Source organism: Streptomyces sp. NPDC005281 (assembly GCF_040607495.1).
Classification (GTDB): domain Bacteria; phylum Actinomycetota; class Actinomycetes; order Streptomycetales; family Streptomycetaceae; genus Streptomyces.
Genome location: NZ_JBEXGX010000093.1, coordinates 1 through 2,395, shown reverse-complemented (window position 1 = coordinate 2,395; position 2,395 = coordinate 1). Strand labels below are relative to the sequence as shown.

Annotated in this window: 1 rRNA gene; it reads right to left on the bottom strand. The window is 56.9% G+C overall.

From position 1 onward, the window contains the following. Positions 1-21: 21 nt before the first annotated feature. Positions 22-2,395, bottom strand: a 23S ribosomal RNA gene (locus ABZV42_RS42155); the annotation flags it as partial.

Genomic DNA, 2,395 nt, shown 5'->3' with positions numbered 1-2,395 from the left:
ACACAGTGGACGCGAGCAACTGAGGACAAGCCCTCGGCCTATTAGTACCAGTCACCTCCACCCGTTACCGGGCTTCCAGATCTGGCCTATCAACCCAGTCGTCTACTGGGAGCCTTAACCCCTCGAGGGGGTGGGAATACTCATCTCGAAGCAGGCTTCCCGCTTAGATGCTTTCAGCGGTTATCCCTCCCGAACGTAGCCAACCAGCCATGCCCTTGGCAGGACAACTGGCACACCAGAGGTTCGTCCGTCCCGGTCCTCTCGTACTAGGGACAGCCCTTCTCAATATTCCTACGCGCACAGCGGATAGGGACCGAACTGTCTCACGACGTTCTAAACCCAGCTCGCGTACCGCTTTAATGGGCGAACAGCCCAACCCTTGGGACCGACTCCAGCCCCAGGATGCGACGAGCCGACATCGAGGTGCCAAACCATCCCGTCGATATGGACTCTTGGGGAAGATCAGCCTGTTATCCCCGGGGTACCTTTTATCCGTTGAGCGACGGCGCTTCCACAAGCCACCGCCGGATCACTAGTCCCGACTTTCGTCCCTGCTCGACCCGTCGGTCTCACAGTCAAGCTCCCTTGTGCACTTACACTCAACACCTGATTACCAACCAGGCTGAGGGAACCTTTGGGCGCCTCCGTTACTCTTTAGGAGGCAACCGCCCCAGTTAAACTACCCATCAGACACTGTCCCTGATCCGGATCACGGACCCAGGTTAGACATCCAGCACGACCAGACTGGTATTTCAACGACGACTCCACAAACACTGGCGTGCCTGCTTCAAAGTCTCCCAGCTATCCTACACAAGCCGAACCGAACACCAATATCAAACTGTAGTAAAGGTCCCGGGGTCTTTCCGTCCTGCTGCGCGAAACGAGCATCTTTACTCGTAGTGCAATTTCACCGGGCCTATGGTTGAGACAGTCGAGAAGTCGTTACGCCATTCGTGCAGGTCGGAACTTACCCGACAAGGAATTTCGCTACCTTAGGATGGTTATAGTTACCACCGCCGTTTACTGGCGCTTAAGTTCTCAGCTTCGCCACCCCGAAGAGTGACTAACCGGTCCCCTTAACGTTCCAGCACCGGGCAGGCGTCAGTCCGTATACATCGCCTTACGGCTTCGCACGGACCTGTGTTTTTAGTAAACAGTCGCTTCTCGCTGGTCTCTGCGGCCACCCCCAGCTCATGGAGTAAATCCAATCACCGGTGATGGCCCCCCTTCTCCCGAAGTTACGGGGGCATTTTGCCGAGTTCCTTAACCATAGTTCACCCGAACGCCTCGGTATTCTCTACCTGACCACCTGAGTCGGTTTAGGGTACGGGCCGCCATGAAACTCGCTAGAGGCTTTTCTCGACAGCATAGGATCATCCACTTCACCACAATCGGCTCGGCATCAGGTCTCAGCCTTAATGTGTGACGGATTTGCCTATCACACGGCCTACACCCTTACCCCGGGACAACCACCGCCCGGGATGGACTACCTTCCTGCGTCACCCCATCACTCACCTACTACAGGTCTGGTCCGTCGGCTCCACCACTCCCCCTTGCCCGAAGGCTCCGGGGCGGCTTCACGGACTTAGCATCGCCTGGTTCAATGTTTGACGCTTCACAGCGGGTACCGGAATATCAACCGGTTATCCATCGACTACGCCTGTCGGCCTCGCCTTAGGTCCCGACTTACCCTGGGCAGATCAGCTTGACCCAGGAACCCTTAGTCAATCGGCGCACACGTTTCTCACGTGTGTATCGCTACTCATGCCTGCATTCTCACTCGTGAACCGTCCACCACTGCCTTCCGGCGCGGCTTCACCCGGCACACGACGCTCCCCTACCCATCACAGCGGGCGTTGGCCCTATTGCTGCAATGACACGACTTCGGCGGTACGCTTGAGCCCCGCTACATTGTCGGCGCGGAATCACTAGACCAGTGAGCTATTACGCACTCTTTCAAGGGTGGCTGCTTCTAAGCCAACCTCCTGGTTGTCTGTGCGACTCCACATCCTTTCCCACTTAGCGTACGCTTAGGGGCCTTAGTCGATGCTCTGGGCTGTTTCCCTCTCGACCATGGAGCTTATCCCCCACAGTCTCACTGCCGCGCTCTCACTTACCGGCATTCGGAGTTTGGCTAAGGTCAGTAACCCGGTAGGGCCCATCGCCTATCCAGTGCTCTACCTCCGGCAAGAAACACACGACGCTGCACCTAAATGCATTTCGGGGAGAACCAGCTATCACGGAGTTTGATTGGCCTTTCACCCCTAACCACAGGTCATCCCCCAGGTTTTCAACCCTGGTGGGTTCGGTCCTCCACGACCTCTTACAGCCGCTTCAACCTGCCCATGGCTAGATCACTCCGCTTCGGGTCTTGAGCGCGCTACTGAATCGCCCT